This window comes from Verrucomicrobiota bacterium (assembly GCA_016200005.1).
Taxonomy (GTDB): domain Bacteria; phylum Verrucomicrobiota; class Verrucomicrobiia; order Limisphaerales; family PALSA-1396; genus PALSA-1396.
Genome location: JACQFP010000017.1, coordinates 22,446 through 47,615, shown reverse-complemented (window position 1 = coordinate 47,615; position 25,170 = coordinate 22,446). Strand labels below are relative to the sequence as shown.

Here is a 25,170-nt window from a genome sequence, read left to right as displayed (position 1 = left end):
TGGAATCGCGAGAAACCGGCACGACCGCCGGGCAACGGAGAAACCGGTTAAACATTTGTGAAAGCAGCCGAGAAAGAAGTCCTGGCCATCATCATCTTTTGCATCACGTATCTGCTCATCAGCGGGCGGAGTCTGAAGATATTACCGCTGAACCGGCCGGCGGCAGCCCTGTTGGGCACGGTGCTGATGGTTGCTTGCGGAGTCGTAACTCCTCAGCAGGCTTATCGCTATGTGGACTATGATACGCTGGTGTTGCTGCTAGGAATGATGCTTATCTCCGCGTATTTGTTTCTGGCGGGATTCTTCGATTGGGCCGCGCACTGGATTTTGCATCACGCCAAGACACCGCAATCCCTGCTGTTATATCTGCTCTTGGCTTCAGGAATTCTATCGGCGTTGCTTGTCAATGACGCTGTTTGCCTCATGCTCACACCGCTCGTTGTGACAGTCATCGGTCGTGGCAACCTGCCCCTGCCGCCTTATTTGTTGGCTCTGGCAAAGAGTGTCAATATCGGCAGCGTGGCGACGCTTGTTGGAAATCCCCAGAATATGATCATTGGCCATCTCTCCGACATCCCTTTTCTACGGTTCTCCGTATCGCTTTTGCCGACCGCTGTCGTCGGGCTGTTGGTCGAGTACGTCATTCTGCGGATCGGTTTTCGCAAAATCCTGGGCCGCGCTATGCTTCACCGCCCGGAGGCTGAACCAGCCAAAGTGGATCGCTCACTCCTGCTGTTGACATGCACTGTCCTCGTGCTCGTGTTCGCGAGTTTCATTGCAGGTCTCAATCTGTCGTGGACCGCGCTGGCTGGGGGAGCAGTGTTGATGGTGTTGGGCCGACGCGACACCCACGAAGTACTGAAGCTCGTGGACTGGCATTTATTGGTTTTCTTCGCCGGGTTATTCGTCGTGGTGGAATCACTGGACAGTACAGGGCTGCCCGACCAAATTTATCAGCACATTCACGGCGTCTTTGGATCTTCTGCGGCAAGTCAGAGTTGGAACTTCGCGTGGTTTTCGGCACTTGGCTCGAACGTTTTTTCGAACGTTCCATTCGTCCTTTTGGCAGCGAAATGGATGAACAATTTCACCCATCCTGAATTGATGTGGAAAGTCATGGCTCTGGCTACGACGTTCGCAGGCAACCTCACGATCCTTGGCTCTGTCGCCAACATCATCGTTATCGAATCGGCACGCAAGCACGTGCAATTCGGCTTTTGGGACTACGCCCGGTACGGTATTCCGGTCACCATTCTGACGACAATTGTGGGTATGTGCATTCTCTTGTTGCTCGAATAAGCAAATGGAGACTGGGCAAAAGCAGTTTCCTTCCGCGGAGTGCATTCGCTTGGAATGGAGAGCGGAGTTGGCGGATGTTAGCTGCTCACTACGCCGGGCGCATCGAAGTGGGCGCGATTGAACAGACCACCCGCATTGAAACTGTCGCCACGCAACTGAAGAACTGGCGCGACGAGTTGTTGGAGCAAAAGAAACAGTGTGTTTGTCATCATGTTTAAGACAGGACAAGCCTTACTCCTTAGCTCGCTAAGGTTTCTGCGTCCGCGAAGCAGTCGCGGTGAAGGCGCAGAACAGCCGCGCAATGTCAGTGATTCATGGCCGCAAGCGCGGCAATTCCGCGAACGCGGACAGGCCCAATACAGGGCGCGGACTCAACCCGTCCGTGTCCACGAACAGTGCGTATCCGTGTTCGGTCCACGCCAACAAGCGCGGCAGCAAACAGTCCGCATCCGCGAACTCGCAACGGCCTCAACGCCTCGCAAACAGGCATTCCCCCGGAACGGACGCTATCCGCAGACAGTCCGCAGGCTCGAACTGTCCACGTCCGCAACCTCATCACTGACCGGAATTGTCCACGAACCTCGACAGGCAGAGAGCCATCCACGTCGCAGCATCGTCGTGTCCGTCTCAACGCTTACCGGTTTCCCGGTTCACATCCGAATCATTCCAGTTTATGTCCACGTTTGATCCAACCACCTTTCGCAAGGCGGTCGAAGAATTTACGCCCCGCCGTCCACAGAAGTTCCAGGATTTGCTCCCGGCGAGGGATGTCATCGCGGAATTGCGACAGAGGCGCGCGTCGTATCGCTCCATCGCTGACCTGCTCACGCAACATTGTCTGCCAATCAGCAAGACGGCCATTGCCGTTTTTTGTCATCAGGTGCTTGGAGAAACCGTCCGGCCACGCAAACGCCCAGGCCGAAAGCGTCCGCCTGCTTCCACGCCGGCGAATGGGGTTGAAACGGCCTCGCACCCAATGCCAATCAGCGAAGCCAACGCAGCGGCAGAACCGTCCTCCAACTCCAATGGCGACGAAGCGCCGCCAGCTCGCACGCGTGGCCCACGCATCGCCCAAGTTCGGATGCTCAAACCTCAAAGCACATGAAACGTCTCGACCTCATTCTCAATGGCAAAGGCGGTGTCGGCAAAAGCTTCTTCGCTGTCAACTTCGTCCAGTTCTTCAAAGACAAGGGCATCGCTCACGTCGCAATTGATTCCGACAACGAAAACTCGACGTTGAAGCGGTTTCACCCGGACACGCGATTTCTTGACTTGGACCACCGCCGTGAACTCGACGGCATCTTCTCCGCGCTGGAAAAGGCGAACTTGGTCGTAATGGACTGCCGTGCGGCGTCCACCGACCTATTCATTGACTATTTTGCCGAGATTGACCTGCCCGCCGTGTTGTCCGCAATGGGCGCGACGCTCACGCTCGTCGTGCCGGTGAACCACGAATCGGACAGCGTGGACCAAGTGCAGCGCCTCGCCGACCAGTTCGGCAAGAAGTGCAACTATGTCGTGATTCGCAACGCCGCGCACAGCGACAGCTTCGCTTTGTTCGAGTCCTCTGAAGTGCGCTTGCAACTCAAAGACAAACTCGGTGGACGGGAAATCGCCATGTCTCGTTTGCAGGATTGGCTGGTTGAAGCACTCAACGGGGGGAATTTGACGATCACGGCGGCGACCAAGCATCCCTCCTTCGGCTTGCTGGACCGTCAACGACTCCAAACCTGGCAGCGGAAGCTCTACGGCGAGATTGAATCCGTCGCTGACCTGCTATTGCCGGCGAAGTAATCCCCATGTCGAACAACGAACAGCCCAACTTCGACGAGGAGTTCGACGAGGCCGTGCTTTACTACAATCACGCGTTGCGTCGCTTCGACAAAGCGAAGGCCGACCGCGCCCAAAACAATCTGCTCATCCTCTGGGCCGACGAAGCGCAGCGATTCATGACGGCCAGTGAGGATGGAACAAGCGATTACAATTGCGTGGACGTGATCCGCGAGGCGGGTGCAACAGTAGTCGCAGCAGCGCAGAGCACGACTTCGCTTGTGCCACCATTGGGCAACGACAAAGCAAAAGTGCTCACCTTAAACCTGCGCAACCGTTTGATTTTCCGCGCCGCCGACTTTATCGGCAAGAAGCGCGTCGTGAAACGCTCATGGGGATTCAGCGCCGGCAAGCGCAACGTGAATTATTCCGAAACCGAGGAACACAAAATCAAGCCGCACAAGCTCCGCAATCTCCGCGACCACGAGTGCGTCCTCGTCCATTGCGAACGCGGCTTCCGCCGCGTGACGCTCCCGCCGCTGGAATCGGATGGCGTGGTTGCGAAATGGTTTTCTGTTTGGCGGCGACTACGCTGAGGTCTCCCGGAAGGCATCTGATACTTCGGATTCAACCGAGCTGCGTGTGGACATCGCGCCACCTAGACTCGAAATCGTCTCGCTTCCAAGCTAGGACGGAGAAGTCTTGCTATATGGCGTGCTCGAACGGAACGGCTTTTGTTAGCATGAAGGCGACGTTCAGGTCTTCGGCCAGCAGGAGATTTGGCAATTCCGCTACCGTGCGGTGAACATGTCTGTCGCCCGAATACCAACCCAGTCAGGCCAGGCCGGTTCAGTGGCGCAGCGGCAATTTCAATTCGAGCGCCTCTTTGCCCACCACTATTTCGCGCTTGAGAGGCTGATATTCTTTGCCGCGCTCGACCGTGACGGTGTAGCGGCCCGGCACCAGGAAAACGGCGAACGTTTCGGCCGAGAGCGTCGGGGGCATCGCCGGGGCATTTGTGCCGCCCGGGTTTCCTTTTTCGTTTCGGGCAGCGGGGTCTGGGTTCGCGGTGGTGAAAGGCCGATGCCATGCCCCGTGTTCATCCTGAACGTGAATGTGAGCCGCCACGGGACGGCCAGTATCTGCGTCGAGCACTTCGCCTTTGACCAGCGTTTCGGGGCGCGCGGCTTTGCGCTTCTCGATGATGGCGAAGGAATCGGCGGGTGCGTTATCGGCGTCCACGTACCGGGCCAGGTCGCGCAGCGCGATCGCTTGGTAGCCATTCTCGTGAAGATATTTCATGTATTGGGCAAACAGTTCAGGCGGAGTGTTGACCCAGGGATGTTCGTTGTCCGGCACGCCGTGGAACTGAAGCACGGCGATCTTGCCATGCTTTGCCTGTTGCGCCGCGCGCTGGAAATCCTCAAGTGTCCAGTAAGGCCGCGCGTCACCCGCCGAAGGAATCAACAATGGATGGTCAACCCCCGGTTCATAGGCGAAGCCGCGCCCGCCTTCGTACGGATACTCCGGCGCCCCACCGCGACGGGCAAAGCGGAATCCGAGTTTTTTGAGGATGGGCAGCGCGCCGGGATCGATCTTGTTCCCCGGATATCCGAAACTCGTCGGACGCGGAATGCCGTGCTCCCGGCAACGGGCGTTGATGGCCTCGATTTGCTCAGGCAGTCGCTCAAAATTTTTCGCGGTCGCGCTGGCGTGGTCGCGAGTGTGATTGCCGATTTCAAAACCATCCTTGTGCAACTCGGCGATCTGCTCCCAGGTCAGGTAATCCGTCTTGTTCGTCGGGAACGTAAAACCCTCGGTGATGAAAAACGTGGCGGAAAACTTGTACCGCTTGAGCAGCGGACGGACGACCGAATACTGCGAAGCCACGGAATCATCGAACGTGAGCACGACGAGCTTGTCGGGAATCGGTTCGAGCGCCAATGCAAACGGCGCGGGGATAATCGCCAGCAAACCGGTCAGCGCTGCCAGCCAGGGGCGAAGTAATTTGAGAGGATGGCTCACAGTTGTAGTTTTAGTATTTGCTCGATCATCTACCAAGCATTTAATCGCTGCGCCACTGGGTCATCGGCTTCCATCTGCCAAACCGTCAGCCGAGCAAGGTCTGACGAGGTGACGAGCCTTTTTCCACAACGCCGACCAGTCGTCCAATTCGTCCGGCTTCGGCTGCAAAGCCGGAGAGTAGATGCCGGTTGATCTTTGGAAAGTCAATCATCTTTCATCACTCCTCGTATGCCTTCCCCAGAGCGCGATGTCCTCCGTGTTACAAGCGGAGCCCCAGTATTTTTCTCTTGCCGTGAACAACAAAACTACGTGAAATTCGTGCCGCCCATTGAACATGATTGAGCCACCTATTGACTGTCGTCAGGTTTCGCTGCAACTGGCGACGGTATCCACCCGTTTCTGGCGGGCGGAACATCCAGAGCCGGTTGCAAACCGGCGCTCCAGTTCGCTCCAAATCTTCGCCATTTGAGGGAATTCCAGATTGCCGAAGCACAAACGGCTTTATGAAAACCAATGCAAATCCAGAAAACCTCACACGCCGCGCGTTTTTGAAATCAGCCGGCCTCACCACTGCATTCGTCGCCATCGGCGGCAGCCTTCCGGTTTGCTGTCAACCTGCGGCTGGTGCACAGAAGGTCAAAGACACCTACGAAACCCACGCCAAGGGTATTCGGATTCTGCCGGGTGAGTGGCGGCCCCATTACCGCTGGGAACAGATCGCGTGGATCAGCCCGGCCTGGCCCAGCCAGGAGTATCTTTGGCTGGATTTCCCCGAAGAGATTTTCTCCAACCAGGGGCTGCTTTTTCTGAGCCATGTGAATCCAAAGTTCCCCGGTGTCTTCCCGGATTTGCCGGCGGTGCCCTGGCAGGAGATTTCCAACGGCCTGGCCTTTGAACGACGTCTGCCGAAAGGCGTCAGTTTTGGCGGGAGCGTGGTGCGCAAGTTCGATACGACGGTTGGGCTGGAACTCCACATTGAGAACGGCAGCCAAGAACCCCTGACCGACATCAAGCTGCAAACTTGTCTGTATCTGCGCACGATCAAGGAATTTGCGGATTTCACCAACGAGAACAAATTTGTCCATCTGCCCGACCTCGGCTGGCAATCGTATCCCAAGGCGAACGAGGCCAAAGTGGAGGCGGGCCGGTACCGGCTGGGCTGGCGGACGGGACGGGCGCTGGCGGACTGGTCCATAATGGCGACCGTCTCGAACGAGAGCAAACGGCTGGTCGCTTTCACCTGGCTCAAGGACGGTTTCTCGTTGGTCTGCAACCCGCGGCATCCCTGCATGCACTCGGATCCGAAATTCCCCGACCTGGTCCCCGGAGCAAAGGCTTCGATTCACGGAGAAATCATCTTTTTCGAGGGAACCTTGGACGACTTCAGCGCGTTCTTGAAAAAGAGTGGGGACCCCCGCGGATGAGCGCGGACGTCAACCGGAATGTTTTCCAATGACTACCACTCAAACACAACCATCCGCTTTCAACCCAAAAGAGAATAGGTTTTTAACCATTCTGATGGGGGCGCTGCTTTGGGGGTTTGCCTGGCAGATTCGAGGCAACGGCACTTCCGATCCTTCCGTGGTTATTTTGCTTTTTCTTTTGTTCCTATCCATCCATTACTCGCCGCGGAAAAAATTTAATTTGATCATTTTTGCCATCGCCGTTTATGTCTTCGGGATCATGCGCACCGGCTGGGGCACGTTTGTTGGGCAAGCCGGAATTCCAGGGCTTTACCCTGGACACGTCGTATCCGATGCCGCGGAAAACGCTCGTGGAGCGGGATTCGATGTCGGCGTTCCCTGGTGGCGGGGGTATTTCTGGCTGTTCATTGTCGGGCTTTCCTGGGCTGGTGTTCCCTCGCTCATTTTTGGAGGTTACTTTTTTACGAAATTCAAATACACCCTGAAGCACCTGGCCGCCGGCGTCATCCTGTTTATCTCCGGGAGATACATTGGCGGATATATTGCGGAACTGCTCATCCCGGTCCTCGCACCCGAATATTATCAGGAAATCTTCCTGACCGGTATTTCGCGGCGCGGTTATCTGTCCATGCGCGGCAATCTCGCCACGGCTTTGGCCGTGATTCCGGTTTTGCTCTATGTCTATTTTGAGATCAAGGACCGGGGTTTCGTAAAACGTGCCATCAGCGTGATGGTCATTTTTGGACTTGGTTTATCGGGGGCGGCGGTCTGGCATCCCATTGGCCGGAATATTCTCGAACTCAAGCACCTTCCCGGCTGGAGCTTATGGGAGTATTCCAGTGGATTTATTATCGGCGGCTTGCTGTTTTGGTTTTATAGCCGGTTGACCGAAAATGAATTGCAAGAGAGCGATATTCCCCCGGGTCCGGAGTTTATTGACGAAGGGGGAAAGTTCGGCCAGTTCCTCATTTACGCAACGGCCTTGTATTTTGCCGTTCTCTACGGATTGCAGGAAAGCCTGGCTGGGAGCTTAAGAATTGCCTGCACGTGGTTGGGCGTTGAAACGTTCGCCTCGCAGCGGACCATCCAAACGGTTCTGCTCGTCATTGCCCTGCCCTTGTATTATTTCTATCGGCGCGGCGATATTGGTGTGGCTTGGTTCAAGAAATCCTTTCGCGAAAAATGCTTGCTGGCCTTTATTGTGTTGCTCCCGGTTAACTACCTTAACTTTGTCACGCCATTTATCGTGGCCGGGAAACTCGCACAGTTCAATATCGCAGCTTGGCTCGACACCATCTCGTTCGTCATCGTTGAGATCTATGGGCTTTATTTGTACAGGCAATTTAGACGTTCGTTGATTCCAACTTAAGTATTCCCGCACCAAGCTGCGGGGTATTTGCTAAACCAATGTCGAGGCACGCGCGCCGAATCGAAAGCGGCTTTTATTCTGACGATCCGCCGTATTCATCCGCCGCAACACTCGGTGGTGATGAGGCTGGCGGCATGTTGGAAAGCAGCGTAGCATGTCGAACAGAACGCAACTTCACAACACGATATGAAACAAAGTGACCAAACGACCGAGGCGATTTCCCGTCGCCGGTTTCTGAAATCAGCCAGCACCACCGCGAGCCTTTTCTCGCTGGCGTGTGGCTTCCCAGCTTTTAGCCAAACCACGAACCGTCCGCCGAAAGCGAATCCGGCCGTTGGCGGCAAAGGTGGCGACACTTACGAAACCCACGCTAAGGGCATCCGCGTCTTTGGCAGTGTTTTTCTTCTCTGCACCGCAGTCGCGCTTCGCGCCGCTCCGGCCACGATCTGTTACTCCGCGCAGCCGAACGCCTATTTCAACGATCACGCTGCCGAGATCAAAAGGAGTCACCAATGAGGCGCAGCACCATGACACAAAATCCCAAGGTCAGGCTCTGTTTGACAGCGGCCTGCTTAAACCTCGCCATCGCTGCATCGCCTGCGCTTCACGAGAAAGCCGGCAAGGATTGGGGGGTCGAACGCGAAGCCTGCCTTGATCCAGTCACGGGTGTCCGCGTGTGGGAACTCACCAAAGGCACCAATGCTGCCAACAATCTCTATTACCATTTCTCCAATTTCACTGCTGACAATCGCTACCTGATCTTCCTCTCGAACCGCACCGGCTCCTGGCAGCTTTTCCGTGCCGAGGTCGAGACCGGCCGCCTCGTGCAGCTCACTGACGATCCGCAGGTAAACGCCGGCACCGGCTGCCTCGATCACACGAACGCCCGCCGACTCTACCACCTGCGCGGCGCGGAGGTGATCGCACTGGACATCCTCGATGTCACCACGCGCAAGGTAGGCGAAATCCCGGAGCCACATGTCGGCGGCTTCCAGCAGCCCACGCTCAGCGGCGACGGCAAATGGCTCGCGCTCGGCAAACAACGTGATGACGCCAACTGGGAGATCGGACTGATGAACACCGAGACCGGCGAGTATCGCACTGTGGTCACGCAAGGCTTCCGCATCGGCCACGTGCAGCACAGTCCTACTGATCCGCTCATCTTTTACGCTTGGGATTCTAGCGGCTACGCGCCGCAACGTTCCTGGATTGTCAACGAGGATGGCAGCGGCAATCGTCCGTTTTACGTTCGCACCGACCCCAAAACCTGGTTCACGCCGCTCAAGGAATGGGTCACGCACGAGTCGTGGGTGAAAGACACCGGCGACATGACCATGATCAACGACAAACTGGGCGTCATGCTGGTCAAGAAAGATGGCACCGCGCGCATGGTGCGCGAAGGACACTACTGGCACACTGCCGCCCGACCCGATGGAAGACTCCTCGTACTCGACGATATGCAGGGACGACTTTGGCTGATGGAAACCGCCACGGGCAACACGCGCCTGTTGGCCACCGGCATTCGTGACACGGTCCGCACGGTCCATGCCCACGCTTCCTTCGATCGGCTCGGACGCTACGTGCAATTTCACACTGGCCACACCCACGAAACCATCGCCATCATCGACCTGAACGAATTGCCTCCGCTCAACTGGATCAAGTAAAAAGGCATACGCGATAATCGAGCGAGACTTCATCGAGCCAGCCGTTGCTCGTTGCGATCCAATTTGCCGTGTGACACACGATGGCTGGCCATGATGAATGAAATTTTTCTCACGCTGCAAAAATGCGTGCCCTTTTGCGGACTGAAGTTCGCGCTCCTTGGGTCGCGCCCCTACCGACTCAAGGCTTGCGAAAGTCGGGCTAATTAACCTACAGCCTGCATGCGGCGCAACTGCTCCAAATCGCGCAGCACATGGTGAATATGTTCACGCATGGCTTCCGCGCTCCCGTCGGCATCCCTTCGCTCCAATGCGGCCACGATCTTCTCATGCTGCATATGGGCCCCCTCGTCGCCGAAGCATGGTCCTGTGGCAATCCTGCTCTCCCGGCTCGAATCTGCCAAGGCCTCCAAGAGCAACCGCAGAATCTGGTTGCCCGCAGACCGTACCAGGACCTGATGAAAACCCGCATCAAACGTCACCGCCTCTTCCGTCGTTGTCGCCTTCCTGAGGCCCTCCTGATTTGCTTTCAACGCAGCCAAGTCCTCTGGCTTGAGGCGGAGCGCGGCCAGACGGGCAATTTCCGGTTCCAAAAAAAGCCTCACTTCCGCAAGTTGTTCGAGACGTGTGAGCCGATCAGGCAGACGCAAGGAAATAGACTTTGTCAGCGGATTGTGCAGATGATCCACCACTCTCAACCCTCTCCCATGCTCGATCTGAAGGAGCCCTTGCGATTCCAGCCGCTTCGTGGCTTCGCGCAGGACGGTTCGACTCACGCCCAGCTTTACGGCCAGTTCTCGCTCGGTCGGCAGCCACACCTGTCCTTTCCTGATCGCCTCCTGGATGCGTTTGGTTAAATCGGCGCAGACTTTTTCAATCACTGGCCGCCGCCGTTGGCCGGCTTTGGTTCTTGAGCTGGATGCCTGCACGTGTTTCATCTTGGTAACGGAACAGCGCTTGTTTACATGTCAGCCGAACCGTTGGCAATTCTTTCGTTTTCCAGCTTCGAATCACGTTCGACGCCAAAGAGAGTTTTTCGTGGACGATTTTCTTTCGAAGATTCTTTATTGACAATACTGACTGAGCCGACGATAAAAGTGGTATGACCAGTTTGTGCATTCGGTTAATCCACGTTTTTTCTGTGATTCGCGGGACGGCATGCTTGGTGCATTTACTACCTAACCATTAACCCTAACAGCGTAAATTGTATGAAAAATCGCCTCCTTCAATTGCTGGTTGTGATTGGTTTCAGTATCATCCGCGCAAAACTTATGAAAAGAATATTCTACCACTCTTTGATTCTCCTCGGCCTTACGATCACCAGCCAGTCCGTTAAAGCCGGTCTTGCTTATCCCGCTCCACCCGGCGGTTGGACTTATACTCTGACTGGCGATGCTGCAGCCTTCGGGACTGGAGTCTTCGATTCTCTGGATGGAACTTGGAACCGAAGCATTGGCACGAGTGAATGGGATGGGTCCCCCCTTGGCCCAACAATTGCCACCACCAACAAGCCGGGGGGCGTGGGGACCTACATTGAAGGTGACCTGACCTATCCAGGAAGTAACGTGACCTATCTGCGGATTCAGGACACGGGCAACCCGCCTCAGTATTCTACTTTAACCAATAATGGATGCGACGGATGTAGTTTGGGAGGGCCAAGTAATCGCAAGATCGCATTCGTCCACGACATGACGGATGAAGGTGCCCCGGATACCTTCCTGGATGATGGGTTCACGATTACTTTTCGCGCTCGAGTTCCCACCCCGGCCAAGACGACTCAGCCATTGGATCCTCTTTATCCCAACGGCGAGAGCGGGAGCGGTCCTCAACCCTATCCTGCCGGTGGGGATGGTTACTTGATTGCCGATGACTCCAATGGCTTTTTCAACCCTCATCAAGCGGCGATAGGAAAGCTCGGCTTTTCTTTGGTTACGAGCAACGACACGCTCGGTGGCCTTACTGCAGTTCCGAAAGCCAACTTCCAGGGCCTTATGGTAAACGGACTCAATGGAACTGCGCCGAATAACAACATCGACTTCAATGAATCGCCAGCGCAGTTCCTACCGCTTGACCCGACGGATTGGAATGAATTCTGGATTGTAGTGCAGAGGGACCCCTCAGCCCTAGGCACCCATGTGCTCTTCGTTTACACAAACGGATCTGTAAATGCCCAAATCTTCCATGTGACCGCAGCCAGTGCGTCGGGGCAAGCCGGTGGCGGAGGGCCCAACCACATCGAAATGGGCATGACACAAACTGCGCAAAGCGGCTGCGTCGATATCGACTTTTTAGCTTATAAATTCGCGGCGGTTTTTCCGCCCGGCTCGGGAGGTCTCCCGCCTTCCATCACTGACGTTTCCCCAAATTCTCCTTCCCAAGGGAACCTGTTCTGGCCCATCAGCAGCAATGTTACCTTCACCGCGACATCGTTTGGGTCCAACACCATTGCCTCCTCGGGTGTCAACCTCATTTTGAATGGAGTCAATGTCGGCGGCGGCCTGATCGTCACTGGGGGCGGTACGTCCAATGTTACCGCGACCTATAATGGTTTGGTGAATAACACGGTTTACTCCGGACGAATTACAGTACAGGACTCCGCTGGCCAATTAGTTAGTTTTCCCCTGTTGTTCGACACCTTCACTGAGCCAAGCGCGTTGGTCATCGAAGCGGAAGATTACAACACCAATAACGGCAACTTCATGGACAACCCCGCGCCCAACGGTTATGCAAACGCCGTCGGCACGCCGGAGGTGGATTTCCACGATGTCACTCCTTCAACCCTGGGCGCTTATCGCGGGTCAGACGCGGTGGACACGGCGTTGAGTGCTGACACCGCGCGCGCCAAGTTTACTGCTGCCAGCGCCAACGATTATGATGTTGCTTCCGTAGAGCAAGGTGAATGGCAGAACTATACACGGACCTTCCCAACTGGAAAATATGATGTTTATTTGCGTTTCGCCAGCACAGTGGCGCAGTCAGTCCGATTAGACCTCGTCACGGGAGATCGCACCCAGCCCAATCAGACCACAGCTTTCTTGGGCACGTTCCCGGTCCCAAACAGTGGTGGTGCTCACACTTACGCACGGCTGAGAGATGCCTTCGGCAGCAATCTCGTGGTCAACTTGTCTGGCGTCCAAACTCTGCGGTTGACCGCTCCGGACGCCAGTTTGGATCTCCAGGAGAATTATCTTGTCCTCGTGCCCCTCGTCAGCGCAGTCACGAATCCGCCCGTTGTGGGCTTCACGTCGCCTGCGCCGAATTCAACCAACGGGTTGCCAGATGCGCTAATCGTGATCGGGATTGTAAATCGCGACACGGCGGTTGTAACTAACACGATCAACTACCAATTCGACGCCGTCGATGTGACTGGCTCGGCTATCATCAGCAGCAACGCAGCCGGGGCGTCGATTACGTATCAGCCGCCAAGCCAGTTGACCCTTAATTCACTGCACACCAACCGCCTGGTCTTCGGCGATGGCACGCGACTATTCACCAACACCTGGTCGTTTAGGGTGGCCAATCTGCCGGTGCTGCTTGCCGCATGGGCCACGGCGCCCGGTTCTGGTCTGACCAACGGATTCAATGTCGCAATCCACTATCATGAGGAAGCACAGGACTTCCTTTTCCTGAACAACGCGACTCGGGCGGAAGACCAGGTCGGCTACCTGCTGAATGATGTGGCTACTGGCCAGCCCTATGTGAATAACGCGACCGGTTGCGATCCGGTCGGCATCTTCTCGGAAACTCTGGTCATCAATTACAGCAATGACTCCGCGGACCGAGGCTCGTTCCCCGGTGACGGCCCGTTCCCTTGCATCGGTCCCGGCGCTCGTAGGCATATCGCTATGGCCGTGACCGCGAACCTCGAATTGTCCGCTGGACTGCATCGGTTTGGTGTGCGCAGGAACGATGGCTTCAAACTCTCGGCCGGCCCGTATTTCAGCCGCGCCGGCGCCTTTTTGACGTTGGGTATTTTTGAAACACCTAACTTTGACAATGGAACCGCTACGACAGAGTTTGATTTTATGGTCCAGGCCAATGGCGTTTATCCTTTCCGGTTGATTTTCTTCCAAGACGCCGGACCTTGCGATATCGAATGGTACTCAGTTGATCGCACCACCGGAGTGTCAACGTTGATCAATGCGGCCAGTGGAGCTTCAGTGAAGGCCTATCTGGATCGCCCGGTCTTGCCGTTAACGAGCCAACTCATCCTCAACCCGCAAGTGGCTGGCACGAATGTCACATTCTCGTACCCCACTCTTTTTGGCTACACTTACTATGTGGATTACAAGGATGCGATCGCAGACAGTTGGACACAGGGGGTGACGGGGTTTGCTGGAGACGGAAGCACCCATACCTTCAGCGCTCCGGCCAATGCCACCAGCAAACGATTCTATCGAGTTCGGGCGCAATGATTCGGTGGCAGCGCTTCGATTAAACATTGAGGATGAGGACAATTGCAAATTTGAAGCAGATGGGCCTCTCCGGCGCGGGAAGCCGCGATGCGCACTTTTCTAAAGGCGAAGTGACTACAAATTTTCTCGAGTGGCGGGCATCATACTCGATTCATTCCAGTCACCAGCGCTTCACAATGCATTTTGCCTGTTATCTGCGGCGAAACCGACGACGAGAAATGCGTAAAAAGGTATATTGTCACAAAACGATTTACCTGTTGGCTTAAACAAGAACCCAGTAAATGCGTTGTAATTTGGTTTTTATGCAAAAACTTAACGACCCTGCATTTAAGATTTCGTCGCGTTCTGCCCGCGCTCGTGCTTTCACGTTGATCGAACTTCTGGTGGTGATCGCCATCATTGCCATCCTGGCGGGATTGCTGTTGCCAGTGCTGAGCAGGGCAAAAACCAAAGCCCAAGCCTTGAGTTGTATGAACAACGGCAGACAGCTTCTCATCGGTTGGTTGATGTACGCCGATGACTATCAAGGCAAAGTCGCGAATGCCTTTGATTGGGTGGGAGGTGGGCTCAATTACGATGGCACTCCCCCTAACACCGATAACACTAATGTTGATTTATTGAAGCAAGGTCTGTTGGGACCTTATGTAAGAAACACAGGCGTTTACAAATGCCCCGCCGACCAAAGCCGGAGTTCTGGAAAAAAGGGCTTACCTCGGGTACGCAGCATTTCCATGAGCCAGATGTTTAGGACATGGAATGACGGCCACTCGAGTTCACCACCCTGGCGAATCTACGGGAAAACTTCAGACATGACTGTTCCGCCGCCCTCCCTATTATGGGTGATTATCGACGAAAATCCAGACAGCGTGAATGATGCGGCGTTCGCGGTGGTCATGGGTAACCCAAGCAGCCCCGCCTGGAGGTGGCAGGATGGTCCCGCCACGTATCACGGGGGCGGTTGTGGATTCAGTTTTGCCGATGGGCACTCCGAAATCAAGAAATGGAAGGACGGGCGCACACTCGGGCGTTCAATGACAACCACGTACGCCACTACATTCAACTTTGGCCAAACTCAAGTTGGTAACCTTGACATCGCTTGGGTCGCGGAACGAACTACTGCACCGAAGTAAGATTGGGAGGGGACTGACGTTGTAACGTTTTGTCGCCGCAATGCACCGAAAAGGAATCTCGACCATGCGTTCCTGTTTCTCTCGTTTGACAACCTCCCGTTTGCTCACCGCCGGTTTTCTCCTGTGTTCGACAGCTTGGGCGCGAAGCGATGGCGAGATCGGAACCGCGGAACCGCCGACCGTTTTCTGGACTTCCGATTCCGTTGCGCCGGGCCAGTCCGTCATGCTCTTCGGCGGTACATTCAAGGCGGGGACGACCAGAGTTGTGGGCGTGCGGCTGGCTGACCCAAAGGCCACGCGGGTTCCTCACGAATCCAAGTCGGTCAAAGGGCCGGACAACGCGTCGGCGCTCACGCTCCTGAATGTCACGCCACAAAGTGTCACGGCGGTCATACCGGAGAATTGGCGGGCTGGGGTTTTCGTCGTGTGGATCGGCAATGGTTCCAGTTGGAGCCGCCCGGTTTTCCTCAACCGCGCCCGACCGGAATGGTTGTCCGATGAAAGCGCACAACCCGGCTCGGAATTATCGGTCGTCGGCAAAAACCTGGTTTCCGACTGGCAGGTCAAAGGAACTCGCGTCGTGCTGGTGAAGGACAACCGCAGTTATTCGGCGGAGGTTTCGCTCGCCAACCCTTATCGGTTGAAGTTCCGCCTGCCGTCGGCCCTGCCCGAAGGCGACTACCGCGTTTGGCTGCACAACGGCCAAGGTGGCGAAGCGGGCTGGGGCGAATCCTTGCCCCTCAAGGTCGCGCGAGCGGCGCTCTGGCCGCAGACCATTCTGGACGTGAAAGCCTTGGGCGCACAAGGCGACGGTTCGGCGGACGACACGCCCATCATTCAGGCGGCGCTGGCCAAAGCCCAGGCCGGCGGTGGCGGGGTCGTTTTCTTTCCGCCTGGCGTCTATCGGTTGCGCGAAATGCTTTCCGTCCCGCCCAAAACGGTGCTGCGCGGCGCGGGGCGCGAAGCCGTGTGGCTTTACTGGCCCAAAGCCACTACGTTCAAGGACATGCCGGACATTCCGGCGGTGATCACCGGCGAGCGGCAGTTCGGCCTCGAAGACCTTTCGTTGATTTTTCAAATGCCGCTGCACGGGATTGTCGCGCCGTTCGATCCCGAAGGGGCGAAGCAAAATAATCCGCTGGGCGGAATGTCGGGCAACCGGATGCGTCAGGCGGGTGAAGTGTTCATCCGGCGCTGCAATATCCGCCATTTGCGCTTCGCCTCCCGTGTCTATCCGAACGACAAGCGGCGGGAGTCCACGGGCGACTGGGGTGGCGAGACGATTTCGCTCGCGGGCGACCGTTTGGAGATCACCGACTCCGATATCGTCAGTTGGGGCATGCCGCTGTCGCTGCGGCGCACCCGGTTTAGTCGGATCACTGGCAACGTGCTGGGTACGGGCCGGAGTGGTTGGTATGGCATTCACGGCGGCCAGAATGTCATCTTCGAAAACAATCTGATCGAGGCGCGTGACCTGGAGGGTACGAGCGGCGGCTTTAACCGGGGCGGCTGGGATTTGGCCCGCATCTACGCTGGCGGAAACCGCTATCGCAACATCTACGGCTGCGAGCGCGAGGCCCTCACGTTTGACAACAACAACATTCGTGGCAAATGGCTGGGTTATGCCAGCCGGATTGAGCCGGAGAAACTCTCCTTTGCGGGCGCGAGTTGGAAACCCGGGGAACTGGCCGGCCTCTAATGCCTGATTGTGCATGGCAGAGGAATCGGCCAGTGCCGCACGGTCGTCACTAGCGAAACCGATCAGGCCGCCATGGATCGCCCTTGGGATATTCTGCCGGACGCGACCAGCGTATTCTCGGTGGCAACCCTGCCGCGCGACATCATTGTCTATGACAACGACGCGCAAGACGCCAGCGTGGGCGTGCAACTCTGGGGCCCGGCCTACAACGTTGTCATTGACGGCAACCACAGCCTGCGTGCCGGGGGCTTCTGGGGCGCTGGCGGGATGCGAGGGTCGGCTGTGCCCCCAAAGGAGAAGGGGGATTACCAGCCGGCGTCGCCCATCTACTTCGCGCAGTTCCTCAACAACCGGGTGGACGATGGTTTTGTCTATGACCAGGGGCCGTCCGATGGCAACGTCTGCCTGGCGCTGATCGGGCTTATCACCAGCGTGGATCGGGGAGAAGGGATACCCGTGCTGTCCTCGCTGGGGACGATTATTCGGAACAACCGGCTTGAGAACCGCGCGCGCATCGCACTGCGCGGCGGATATTCCGGCCCGGCGTCGGCGACCCAGGTCAACGTCATCGGTGACTCGCTGATTGAGGGCAACACGGTCAAAGAGGGACCGCTTGGAATCGAGATTGGCGCGGGCGCCTCGGATGTCGTGCTGCACAATAACCGATTCGAGCGCGTCGCGATCCCCGTTCGTGACGAGGGCACCGCCACCGTGAAAGCCAAATGATGGCCCGAACCACACCCGCTGAACCAACCAGTCCAGCGGAGAATGATAAGAATGATAACGATGCGATTGATTGAGAATTCAGCCAGTTGGCTGACTGTTTTCGCCACCGGTTTTGTCCTTGCTTCACCCGCCCGCGGCGGAGCCGCGCCGACGACAATCTGTTACTCCACCCAGCCGAACCCGTATTTCAACGACCACGCCGCCGACATCAAGAAAATCTACGACGGTTTCTTCTTCACGATTGGAAGTTGGGAGGATTGCGCCCAGCGGTTTCTCGGAGCCGGAGGAACAGAGCCGAAAGACAAAGCCTGGCTTGAGGCGGCGCGCGCGAATTTGGAGGCGCTGCGCAAGGCCGGCGTGACGGAGAACTTTCTGACGGTTTACTTCTCGGACAGCGGGGAATGGCCTTCAGCCGCAACGCTCCTTTCCGAGCCTTACACGCGGAAAATGGCTGCGGAGTTTTCCACCCTCGGCACGGTGGCCAAGCAGTTGGGCTTTCGCGGCGTGTGCGTGGATGTCGAGTATCCCTATCTGCGTTACTCGATTGACCACAAGATTTACACCTACACCAATTACACCGTCGGCGACTTGTTGGCTGCGGCCGGCCGACAGGGTTACGAATGCGCCGCTGCATTGCTGGACGCTTTTCCCGCCGCGCCGGTAATCATCCTGCCAGGTTATATGCGGGGCCGGCCCATTGGGCGCGCCTACATGCTGGGCATGCTCAAAGCGATGGCTGATCGCGATGCTCCGGGCGGTTACCATCTCGGCACCGAATACACTTACTGTTTGCACGACCCGGTCACCGCGCTGGCGACCACCCGGTTTGAAGACCCCGGCATGCCCAACCTGACCGACGCCAGGACCGCTGACTATTGGCGACGACGTTGCACCATTGCTCCCGGCGTATGGCCAACGCACATGATCGAAACTGGCGGCAAGGATTACCCGATGCAGCAGTGGAAACAGGAGATCGCAGAGTTGCGTCAGCAGATGGCCATTCTGCGCGCCGCTTCCAAACGCTACGTCTGGTCGTTCTCCGGCCTGCCGTCCTGGTATGTTCACACGCCCGAGTTGGAGAAAAAATACGGGCTGACGAAACAAGACTTGAAGCGGCCGGACATTGACTTGCGCGATTGGCATCAACTACTGAGGGACAAACCCGAACTCAAATCCTCGCCGCTCCAACCAGTGTTGAACAAAGTCCGGCGGTTTGATCGCGGGCGAATTTCCGGCGAGGAACTTTGCGACGCGTTCGGCACGCCCGGCCGGTGGTGGGTGCTGGGTCGGGTCGGCAACCCGCACACGCAGCCACAATTTGCCGCGGTGGAATCGCTGCAAAAGCCGATCAATCCGCGCACCGCCTACCACGGACGGGACGGCCTGGTCCGTTGGTTCGCTTACGACAATCTCGACGCGCGCGGCGTCACCCAGTGCATGAAAGACGTCTTCGGCTTTCGAAACACGGACAACGCCGCCGCGCACTTTGTTTCGTTTGTGCATAGTCCGTCGGAGCGAAGCGCGTTTCTGCACACCGGTTGGAGCGACGGCATCCTCATCAAGCTCGGCGATCAGGTCATTTTCGACGCGAGCGATTACCCGCCGCGCGGCAAGGGAATGCTTTACCTCGACAAGCACCAGTTCGAGAAGCGCATCGCGTTCACGCTGCCCAAAGGTAAGTCGCAATTGTCAGTTACGTCTTTGAACTTGCGCGGCAAATGGGAATTCTCCCTGAGGATCACCGATGAAAACGACATCCCCTTCCAGGATGTGCGATTCCGACTGGAGTAGTGGACAAGTTTTCTTCAGAATCATTTTATGAAGCTGGCGGCCCGTCGGAAAGAAGCGCCACCATTTGAATGAAACGCAACTTTAAAAAACGATATGAAACAAAGTGACCAAACAACCGAGGCGATTTCCCGTCGCCGGTTTCTGAAATCAGCCGGGGCCACCGCGAGCCTTTTCTCGCTGGCGGGTGGCCTCCCGGCTTTCAGCCAAACCACGAACCGTTCGCCAAAAGCGAATGCGGCCAACAGCAGCAAGCCCGGCGACACTTACGAAACCCAGGCCAAAGGCATTCGCATCTTCCCGGGGGAATGGCGGCCGCACTACCCGTGGGAACAGATCGCGTGGATCAGCCCGGCGTGGCCCAGCCAGGATTACTTCTGGCTGGATTTTCCCGAGGCGATCTTCATCGGCAAGACGCTGCTCTTCCTCAGCCACGTCAGTCCGGACGCACCCACCGTGTACGCGGAATTGCCCAGGGTGCAGTGGCAGAAAGTGACCAACGGAATCGCTTTCGAGCGGACCCTGCCCAACGGTGTCAGTTTCGGCGGCAGCGTGACGAAGCAGAACGACACCAGGGTGGCGCTGGAGTTGCACCTCAAGAATGGCACCGCCCAACCCTTGAAAGACATCACTTTGCAAACCTGCGCGTATCTGCGCGGCATCAAAGAGCTCGCGGATTTCACGCGCGACAACAAGTTCGTCCACGTACCAGTCGCCGGCTGGGTCACACTGAACCAGGCGCGCGAGCTGCCGCCGGGCAACAATCCTTACCGCGTAGGTTGGCGCACCAAAGGCAAGCGGGTGGCGGACTGGCCGGTCATGGTCACGCGCTCGAATCTGGCCGAGCGCTGGGTGGGCATGACCTGGCACAAGGACACACTCTCGATGATTGGTAACCCCTACCACCCTTGCATGCACGCCGACCCGAAGTTCAAGGACTTGGAGCCGGGCGAAGCGGCGGCCATTCACGGGACAATCTTTTTCTTAGAGGGCAAGCTGGCGGATTTTGATTTTGCGAAAGTGATCGGTGTATGAATCGAAGTGACTCAACAGCGCGCAAAAGTCCCGGGCAAAGGAAGAATGCATTTCACGCTGCCCGTCGCATTGACGCTGGTGCTCGCTGCAGCGGTTGGTCGAAAAGTGGACCGTCACGTTGACCCACCCGGGCAGGTCCCATAAGCCACCAGAACATCGGGTCCGCGAATCTCGAAAATGTGAGCCGTGAAAACGAAAACAATCCCGACCAACTGGGCAACCACGCTCGCCCTGTTCACTGTGGTTTCCGCGGCAACCGCGCAATTTCAGGAGGCCCGCTGGATAGCGCCACCGTCAAGCACCGCGACCAACGCCGCGCTGCCGCTCTTTCGGAAAGAGTTCGTCGTCACGGCCAGGCCCGAACACGCCACCATCCGGATCATCGGCCTGGGCGATTACGACATCTCGCTCAATGGCCGGCGGCTGGCGGAAACCGGCATTAACCAGCCTTGGTCGCAGTACGAGAAAACGATTTACTATCGCGACTTCGACATCACGATGTCGCTGGTTCGCGGCACGAACTGCGTGGGCGTGATGCTGAACAATTCGTTCTGGCACAATCCCAACCCGCCAGCAGGCCGCTACAACAAGAAAGGCCCCCAGCGAAAAGCGGAAGATCCGCTTCTACTGTGCGCGGAGATCATGCTGCAGCCGAAAGGCGGCTCAACCGAACACATCGGCAGCGACACCACTTGGCGCACCGCCGAAGGTCCGGTCGCGTTCTCTCACATTTTCGCCGGTGAGGACTTTGATGCCCGCCGCCGGCAGGCGGGCTGGGATCGCGCCGGCTTCAATGACCGCGAGTGGCAGGCTGCGCGCCTCGCGACTGCGCCCGCCGGCAAACTGGAGCGCCAGTTCTTCCCGGGTATCGGAAAGTTCGGGCGGCACGCGCCGGTCTCGGTGAAGGAGCCGTCACCGGGCGTGTTGCTCTACAGCTTTCCGAAAAACGTGGCTGCGCAGTTGCGGGTCGAGTTGGAAGGAGGCCAATCCGGCGACCGCGTTCAATTCCGCTGCGGCGAGCATAAGAACGACAAGGACCGCCTGTTCGGCGGCTACGTCGTGGGCTGCGATGTCGTCACCGATGGACAGCCGTTGACGCATCAATGGGTTTCGTTTTACCTCGGCATGCAGTTTGTCGAAGTCACCGGCGCGGTGCCGAAAGGGCGTTCAAACCCGCAAAATCTCCCTGTCGTTCGCCGGATGGAACTGGTGCCGGTTCGTGCGGCGCTGCCTCAAGTCGGCACGTTCCACAGCTCCAGCGACCTGTACAACCGCACGCACGAACTCATTGATGCGGCCGTGCGCGCCAACATGAACTGGGTGATGACCGATTGTCCGCATCGCGAAAAGCTCGGCTGGCTGGAATGTTCGTATCTGCTGGCGCCGACTTTCCTGTATCGCTACGAAGGCCGGGACTGGTACAGCAAGATCGCGCATGACATCCGCGACGCGCAGGAGCCAAGCGGACGCGTGCTGACCGTGGCACCGAGCTATCCGGCAGGGCGGTTTCCGGGCGCGGACAACTGGACCGTCGAATGGGGCGCTGCCGCGGTGATGGTGCCGTGGCATCACTACGAATGGTTCGGTGACCTCCAAATCCTGCGCGACAATTTCGACATGATGCGCCGCTTCACCGACTACATCCAGACCGAGGCCAAGGACGGCCTCGCGCCCGGCGGGCTCGGCGACTGGTATGATTACGGTCACGGCCAGCGGCCCGGTCCCTCTCGCTTCACGCCGACGGAGTTGTCCGCCACGGCCACCTGGGGGCTTTGCGCCCTGACGGTTTCGCGCGCGGCGGAGGCGTTGGGGCAAACGGAGGACGCGAAGAAGTATCGCGAATTGCACACACGCATCACGGCGGATTTCCAGCGGCACTTTCAGGACCCGGTCACGCGCAAACTTCGCCACAACGGCAGTCCGCAGTGCGCCAACTCGATGGCCTTGTGCGCCGATCTCGTCCCGCAGGCCGATCGCGCGGTGCTGGTGCAGGACATCATCGCGGACCTGGAAAAACGTGGCTGGCAGCAGACGCCGGGCGACGTTGGCCACGTCTATTTCCTCCGCGCGCTGGCGGAGGCCGGACGCTCGGATATTCTGCACCGCGTTTACTCCCGCGACGGCACGGGCAGTTACGGCGGCATCCTGAGCAAGGGGCTGACCTCGTTACCGGAAACGTGGGACGCCATGATGGACGGCCGCCAATCGCTCAATCACTGCATGTTGGGACACGTGATGGAATGGTTTTACGGCTACATCGGCGGCATCCGGCAGCAACCCGGGAGCGTCGGCTGGCAGAAAATCCTCATCGCTCCGAACCCTGGGGCTTTGGCCAACGCCGAGGCGACGCTCCAAACGCCGCGCGGTCGGGTCGTAAGCCGCTGGCGCAAAGACGGCGCAACATTTCGTCTCGAAACGGAAATTCCCAAAGGCGTCAACGCGATGGCCATCCTGCCTTCCGGCGAAACGAAACCGTTGCGCAGCGGCAGGCAGACACTGAAGGAAACAGCCCGGCCGCCCGGCTGACAAAGTCTGCAAGCGGCGCGCGGGGAAATCCTCGTGACCGGGATCGCGCGGCGCACACGATAAAACGAAAGCGCAATCAATTCCGTTGACGACATTCCTTGCCCTGGCAGTGATGCTGGGCGGAAGCGCGTGCCGCAGCTTCGCGCAGGGGCATGAGCCACGGCCAACGGAACGAACCAAACTCAAAACCATCCGCGACCTGCTTTGGGTCTGGGGTAATCCAGAGATGACGAAAGCGGGACCACACGCCGTCGCCACTTTCGCCGAGGCCAGCCCCGCCCAGCGCGCTCAATTGCTCGGCGTGCCGAACGTCGTCATGGCCGGCAACGGCATTCCCAACGACGACCCGGAAGCCGATCGTCTCAGCAAGGAAGTTGCGGAATTTCCGCAACTCGTCTGGGAGATTTCCGCCGACGGCACGGGCGAGGGACGACCGTTCGTTTACGAGCAACGGATGGCGCAAGTCCGCCGACTGGTGGACCGGTATCCGCAAATCCAAGGCGCGCGGCTCGCCTCTACCGGAGGCCGGTGCCGCCGATTGCTTCTGTTAGTGCTTTCAACAGAGGCGGAGACGTGACGCGGCAGGTGCCGGGGGTGGCGCCGAAATCAAGGTATTCGTTGGTTTCGTAAAAAATGAAACCGCTAAAACGCCCGTCGGTTCGGATGCGCTGCAGTTCGACTGGAAGCTGGTCCGCCGCCTGCCTTACATAGCGATTCACCGTAATGGGAATTCCGTGGGCGCGACACCCACGGATCATTTCCTGAGCGGTGGCGTCGTTGAAAATAGCCGAAAACGGCAAGCTGTAGAATCGAAGAATCGCTTCATCCATCAGGCCCTCGTCCACCCAGCGTTGCCAGTCGAAGCGGATATTTGCCGGGTACGCCAGCAGTCGGTCGCGTGGAGGATCGGGCCGGAAAAAATCCAGTTGCAGGTTGTAGCGCATCGCGATTCCCGCGCGCGACAGCCGGCGATTGCATTCGCGCAGAAAATCCGTGTACGCTTCGCCTCGGACCTCCGCGATATTTGCCAGCAAATCCCCGGGCCGGGTCCGGGCTTTGGCCAAAATGACCGCGTTGAATCCATAATCTTCCGGATAATCGGTGTGCGTGCTGTGATTCTCCTCGCGAAAATCCACGCCGTCCACACCCGCGGCGATGATCTCCTCCAAGCACCCGAGCCAAAACTTTTGCACGTCCAGCTCGGTCTCGCAAAGCGCACCCGGCAAGTATTCGTTCCGACCCCGCGCAAAGGCGATAAACCCGGAACGCCCGTCGGCATTCGGCGCATCCAGTCGCACGGGCGCGGCGCCCCACCCGTAGTCAAACATCAAACCGCCTTCCCGGAAATTGACGAGATTACGATTCCACACGGCGCCGCCGGACGCGAACACGCCGGGAATCTCGCGTCCCTGCGCGTCCAGCGTGGTTAAGATCGCCAGGCCCGAGTTGACAAAATCACCCTTGCCGCCGGTAAAGTCGCTGGTGACGAGGATGTAGTTATCGGTCAGGTCCAAGCCCGATAACGTCAGCACGCGAACCGGATCGCCTTTGCGTGTCATCACCTTGCCAAATTGATCGCGCGCCTCGCGCGGGGCTGCTTCCACGGTTTCGTGGCAGGTGAATTTCACTTCGGCCCGCCGGTAGCGGAAATTGTCGGGACTCGTCCAGATTTGAATGTGCTCCCGAGTGAGCCGCGTCGGCGTCGCGTCTTGCTTGGTCAAGCGAATGCCGCGCACCGCAGCGTTCGTCGCCGTGACCGGGAGGTCGTCGGCCCGCCGCTGGATGCGAAGGTGCGGATGGTCGCGGACGAACCGGTCCATCCAGGCGAGTTTCCCGCCGATGCAGTCAAGCAACCCCCACTCCTTGGCCTGCGGAGAGCCGGCCGGAAACATCACGCCGGGACCATTCTCGTACGGCTTGAAGTAAGCATAGACTTCCAAGCCGTGACGATGGCCGCACTCCACGGCGACCTTGAGCGGATTACCCAGTTCGCGGTACGTCGCGTCATAGTGTTTCCAGCCGCCTCGGTAGTCCACGGTGGTGTCGGTTGGGTTCAAATATCCGCCGCGACCATCGGCGTAAAAGGCCCAACTCACCCGTCGGATGCCCAGCCCGGCCAACCGGGTCATCATCGCGTCAATATCGCGTGCTGTCAGGGTGCGGCCACCGCGTAGCGCGTCGTCAACGAAGTCAACCAGCGCCTCAAGCCGAAACGACCCGGAAGGGGCCGCGGAAGTGACCGGCTTTGCGGAGCAAACGGAAGCTACTGCCGCTACCGCCGCGCAAAAGGTCAACGCTCTCAT

At 57.8% G+C, this 25,170-nt stretch carries 20 protein-coding genes; 16 read left to right on the top strand and 4 right to left on the bottom strand.

Annotated elements, in window-relative coordinates:
* The first annotated feature begins 57 nt into the window (after window positions 1-57).
* The 4 genes from HY298_05445 to HY298_05430 all read left to right on the top strand — a co-directional run bounded on the left by HY298_05445 (window position 58) and on the right by HY298_05430 (window position 3,665).
* Window positions 58-1,299 (top strand): anion transporter, encoded by a 1,242-nt coding sequence (locus tag HY298_05445; protein MBI3849722.1) that lies wholly within the window; start codon window positions 58-60, stop codon window positions 1,297-1,299.
* A gap of 673 nt (window positions 1,300-1,972) precedes the next feature.
* Window positions 1,973-2,404, top strand: coding sequence for a hypothetical protein (locus tag HY298_05440; protein MBI3849721.1), 432 nt, complete (start codon window positions 1,973-1,975; stop codon window positions 2,402-2,404).
* Window positions 2,401-3,093, top strand: coding sequence for a hypothetical protein (locus HY298_05435; GenBank protein ID MBI3849720.1), 693 nt, complete (start codon window positions 2,401-2,403; stop codon window positions 3,091-3,093). The genes HY298_05440 and HY298_05435 overlap by 4 nt, the downstream gene beginning before the upstream one ends.
* A gap of 5 nt (window positions 3,094-3,098) precedes the next feature.
* Entirely contained in the window at window positions 3,099-3,665 is a 567-nt protein-coding gene (locus tag HY298_05430; protein MBI3849719.1) for a hypothetical protein, read from the top strand.
* Window positions 3,666-3,918: 253 nt separating this feature from the next.
* Here HY298_05430 and HY298_05425 read toward each other — a convergent pair whose 3' ends face one another.
* On the bottom strand, window positions 3,919-5,043 hold the full coding sequence (locus tag HY298_05425; protein MBI3849718.1) for a polysaccharide deacetylase family protein: 1,125 nt from the start codon (window positions 5,041-5,043) through the stop codon (window positions 3,919-3,921).
* A gap of 554 nt (window positions 5,044-5,597) precedes the next feature.
* Between HY298_05425 and HY298_05420 the strand changes: the two genes are divergently transcribed.
* The 4 genes from HY298_05420 (at window position 5,598) to HY298_05405 (ending at window position 9,551) form a co-directional block, all read left to right on the top strand.
* Window positions 5,598-6,518, top strand: a complete 921-nt coding sequence (locus HY298_05420) for a hypothetical protein (GenBank protein MBI3849717.1) — start codon at window positions 5,598-5,600, stop codon at window positions 6,516-6,518.
* 28 nt (window positions 6,519-6,546) lie between these two features.
* The gene (locus HY298_05415; GenBank protein ID MBI3849716.1) at window positions 6,547-7,887 is read left to right on the top strand and encodes a hypothetical protein; all 1,341 of its coding nucleotides are present in this window, start codon (window positions 6,547-6,549) and stop codon (window positions 7,885-7,887) included.
* 186 nt (window positions 7,888-8,073) lie between these two features.
* A complete protein-coding gene (locus HY298_05410; protein ID MBI3849715.1) occupies window positions 8,074-8,403 on the top strand; it encodes a hypothetical protein in 330 nt (109 codons plus the stop codon).
* Between the two features lie 11 nt (window positions 8,404-8,414).
* Entirely contained in the window at window positions 8,415-9,551 is a 1,137-nt protein-coding gene (locus HY298_05405; protein ID MBI3849714.1) for a PD40 domain-containing protein, read from the top strand.
* A gap of 203 nt (window positions 9,552-9,754) precedes the next feature.
* Here HY298_05405 and HY298_05400 read toward each other — a convergent pair whose 3' ends face one another.
* Together HY298_05400 and HY298_05395 are read right to left on the bottom strand one after the other, a co-directional pair.
* Window positions 9,755-10,429, bottom strand: a complete 675-nt coding sequence (locus HY298_05400; protein ID MBI3849713.1) for a FadR family transcriptional regulator — start codon at window positions 10,427-10,429, stop codon at window positions 9,755-9,757.
* A complete protein-coding gene (locus HY298_05395; protein MBI3849712.1) occupies window positions 10,422-10,667 on the bottom strand; it encodes a hypothetical protein in 246 nt (81 codons plus the stop codon). Before HY298_05395 ends, HY298_05400 begins: the two co-directional genes overlap by 8 nt.
* 89 nt (window positions 10,668-10,756) lie before the next feature.
* On the opposite strand from HY298_05395, the gene HY298_05390 reads away from it, so the two are divergent.
* The 8 genes from HY298_05390 (at window position 10,757) to HY298_05355 (ending at window position 23,444) form a co-directional block, all read left to right on the top strand.
* On the top strand, window positions 10,757-13,963 hold the full coding sequence (locus HY298_05390; protein MBI3849711.1) for a carbohydrate-binding protein: 3,207 nt from the start codon (window positions 10,757-10,759) through the stop codon (window positions 13,961-13,963).
* Between the two features lie 302 nt (window positions 13,964-14,265).
* Complete coding sequence (locus HY298_05385) at window positions 14,266-15,093, top strand: type II secretion system protein (GenBank protein MBI3849710.1); 828 nt, start codon at window positions 14,266-14,268, stop codon at window positions 15,091-15,093.
* Between the two features lie 64 nt (window positions 15,094-15,157).
* Window positions 15,158-16,792, top strand: a complete 1,635-nt coding sequence (locus tag HY298_05380) for a hypothetical protein (protein MBI3849709.1) — start codon at window positions 15,158-15,160, stop codon at window positions 16,790-16,792.
* Window positions 16,793-16,801: 9 nt separating this feature from the next.
* A complete protein-coding gene (locus HY298_05375; GenBank protein MBI3849708.1) occupies window positions 16,802-17,518 on the top strand; it encodes a hypothetical protein in 717 nt (238 codons plus the stop codon).
* A 51-nt stretch (window positions 17,519-17,569) separates the two neighbouring features.
* The gene (locus tag HY298_05370) at window positions 17,570-19,309 is read left to right on the top strand and encodes a hypothetical protein (protein MBI3849707.1); all 1,740 of its coding nucleotides are present in this window, start codon (window positions 17,570-17,572) and stop codon (window positions 19,307-19,309) included.
* 93 nt (window positions 19,310-19,402) lie between these two features.
* Window positions 19,403-20,341, top strand: a complete 939-nt coding sequence (locus tag HY298_05365) for a hypothetical protein (GenBank protein MBI3849706.1) — start codon at window positions 19,403-19,405, stop codon at window positions 20,339-20,341.
* Window positions 20,342-20,527: 186 nt separating this feature from the next.
* On the top strand, window positions 20,528-22,867 hold the full coding sequence (locus tag HY298_05360) for an alpha-L-rhamnosidase N-terminal domain-containing protein (GenBank protein ID MBI3849705.1): 2,340 nt from the start codon (window positions 20,528-20,530) through the stop codon (window positions 22,865-22,867).
* Between the two features lie 85 nt (window positions 22,868-22,952).
* Window positions 22,953-23,444, top strand: coding sequence for a hypothetical protein (locus HY298_05355; protein ID MBI3849704.1), 492 nt, complete (start codon window positions 22,953-22,955; stop codon window positions 23,442-23,444).
* Here the strand turns inward: HY298_05355 and HY298_05350 are convergent.
* The gene (locus tag HY298_05350) at window positions 23,383-25,170 is read right to left on the bottom strand and encodes a hypothetical protein (GenBank protein MBI3849703.1); all 1,788 of its coding nucleotides are present in this window, start codon (window positions 25,168-25,170) and stop codon (window positions 23,383-23,385) included. The two genes, HY298_05355 and HY298_05350, sit on opposite strands and share 62 nt — an antisense overlap.